The organism is Corynebacterium sp. HMSC08F01 (assembly GCF_001807545.1).
In the GTDB taxonomy this organism is placed as follows: domain Bacteria; phylum Actinomycetota; class Actinomycetes; order Mycobacteriales; family Mycobacteriaceae; genus Corynebacterium; species Corynebacterium coyleae.
Genome location: NZ_KV789306.1, coordinates 1 through 2,583 on the forward strand (window position 1 = coordinate 1; position 2,583 = coordinate 2,583).

Annotated in this window: 2 protein-coding genes; both read left to right on the forward strand. The window is 55.4% G+C overall.

Going from position 1 to position 2,583, the window contains the following annotated elements; all coding sequences use genetic code 11:
• Positions 1–85 precede the first annotated feature (85 nt).
• Positions 86–1,690, forward strand: a complete 1,605-nt coding sequence (gene istA, locus HMPREF3171_RS05670; protein WP_070483559.1) for an IS21 family transposase — start codon at positions 86–88, stop codon at positions 1,688–1,690.
• Positions 1,691–1,696: 6 nt separating this feature from the next.
• Complete coding sequence (locus tag HMPREF3171_RS05675; protein ID WP_070422898.1) at positions 1,697–2,458, forward strand: ATP-binding protein; 762 nt, start codon at positions 1,697–1,699, stop codon at positions 2,456–2,458.
• Positions 2,459–2,583 lie beyond the last annotated feature (125 nt).

Here is a 2,583-nt window from a genome sequence, read left to right on the forward strand (position 1 = left end):
CTTCTTTTTCGGTCATTTTTGTAGGTGACGTCGGCGCAATCTGTGCCGGTGTGTCACCACTTTCTGACCGCAAGGAGGGCCTTTTATGGCCAACTTCAAAGACATTATGGCGATGTGTTTGACCGGAGCGAGTTATGCAGCCATCTCTGCTGCCTTGGAGTGCTCCAACAGGGATATCGCCAAAGTCAAAGCAGTGATTGCTGACCACGCAATCACGCAGTCTTCGTTCGCTCAGCTGGATCCAGAGTTCTTCGATACGCACTTTAGCGATCAGCGAACGAGTCGGCGTTTGCGCTATGACCGACCTGACTTCGAAAAACTCGCGAAGAAGCTGGCGAACAACAAGCACCTCACGCGCCATAAGCTGTGGATGGACTATGTCGCTTCCCCGTGCGCCGCAGGTGAATCGAAGTACCAGTACTCCCAGTTCTGTGAACACCTGCGTGACTACATCCGGGCTACCGGCATGACCTCGATTATCGAGCATGAACCAGGCCAAGAGCTCTACGTCGACTGGGCGGGCGACAAAGTCCGCATCATCGACCAAGCCACCGGTGAGGTAGGGATGAAAGCTTGCCTATTTGTGGCTGTCTGTCCCTACTCTTCTTTGTTATTTGTGGTTGCTACGGCGAATGAGAAGATGGACGCCTGGATTGACTGCCACGTCAAAGCCCTAAACTACCTCGGGAAACGCCCCGGCATCATCGTTCCTGATAACGCGCCGACTGCAACGTATCGCCCGGCGAAGAACAAACCCGCACGACGCATCCAACAGCGCTATGCGGACTTTGCTGACTACTATGACATCTTGCTTGTACCAGCACGTCCGGGAAAACCCCGCGATAAAGCCGCAGTTGAGCGTGCCGTCCAACTTGTCTATACGCGTATCCTTGGCTATTTCGATGGGGTTGAGTTCTATAGCCTTGAAGAGCTCAACGAAGCGATCGCTGAGCGCCTCGAAGACATCAACACAACCATGCCCAATGCGCATGGGTTTACTCGTCGTGAGCTGTTTGACATCGATGAAGCACCCATGATGCGCAACCTTCCTGACACCCCATTTACGGAAGTGTCCTGGCGCAGCGTCAAAGTCGATCGCAATTGGCACATCTGTTGTGACTACCAGTACTACTCCGTGCCGTTTCAATACATCGGCAAGACTTTGCGCGCACGGCTGACCAACAGCCTGGTCAGCATCTTCAACGGCGATAGCCTCGTGGCCGAACACCCGCGTATGCACGGGTTTAAGTACCGCTATTGCACAGACCCTGCGCATACCCCAGACAAAGAGATTACTGGGGTCAAACCGCTAACTCGCGATGAGCTCTACGCCAGAGCATCGTCGTTTGGGCCCGCAACCAGCAAGGTCATCGCCATGATCCTTGAGCACAACGCCCAAGCCCTGCCACGCGGTTTACGCACAGCCCGCAACGTGTTGGTCAAGCTCGGGAACAAGCACAACAAAACCACACTTGAACCAGCGTGCCAGCAAATCATCGACCACAACCTCGCGCCGAATCTGCAGGTCATCTCCCGCATCCAGGCCGACATCGCCCGCAACGGTAACGCCGAAGCCAACACCCCAACACCACAAACAGGCCAGGCTCGGGTAGTCGATATCGCCGCAATGCCAGAAGCAGTGTTCCTGCGCCCTGCAAGCTACTACGACACCCCGAAGCAGGAGGACTAACCCATCATGACCACGATCCATCTTGACGATGACATCCGTGCAACGCTGCGCAAGCTGCGGCTTTCAACCTTCGCTGATACCTTCTTCGCACTTGCCAGTGCAGATGAAGCAAACACCGAGTTGCCTGAAGAGATATTTCTCAAAGCCGTGGAAGAAACCGCCCACAAACGTCGCGCGCAAAACATCACCAAAGCCATCACCCAAGCAAAGTTCCGGTACCCAGGTGCAACACTTGCCGAGCTGATAAACGTCGAAGAACGCGGCCTGAACCTTCGTCAACTCAAACGCATCGCTGCAACACCCTGGCGTGAAAACCCCGGAAACGTCCACCTCCTAGCCCCAACAGGGGCAGGCAAGACATACATCGCCTGCGCCATCGGAGTTGCTGCATGCCAGGCTGAATACAGCGTTGCGTACTACCGGCTCGACCAGCTTGTAGATGAATTAGCGGCCTTCCCGCCGACAGATGAGCGTTACGTAACCAAGATGCGCAGGCTACAAAACACTGACGTGCTCATCCTTGATGATTTCCTGACCATTGGAATCAACCAACGCGGGCAAGAAGACCTAACGAAGATCATATTCGACCGCGATGGCAGGCTGCCGACGATCATCGTTTCCCAAACCACTGCCGCATACTGGGTACAAAAACTTCCCGACCCAGTCGCAGCTGACTCCCTCGTCAGCAGACTCAACACCGGCCAACGCGTCGAACTCGGTGAATACGACATGCGCCACTTCCTAGCCACCCAACTAGAAACCGAGTAACACACCACCATCAACAGGCCCCGCGACGAGCAGCAGCCCCAACCCGTCGCGGGGCCCTACCAACTACCCGGAATCCAGCCCTACCACCGTTTCGGAATACCCCTACCAACTACGCGCACTCAGCA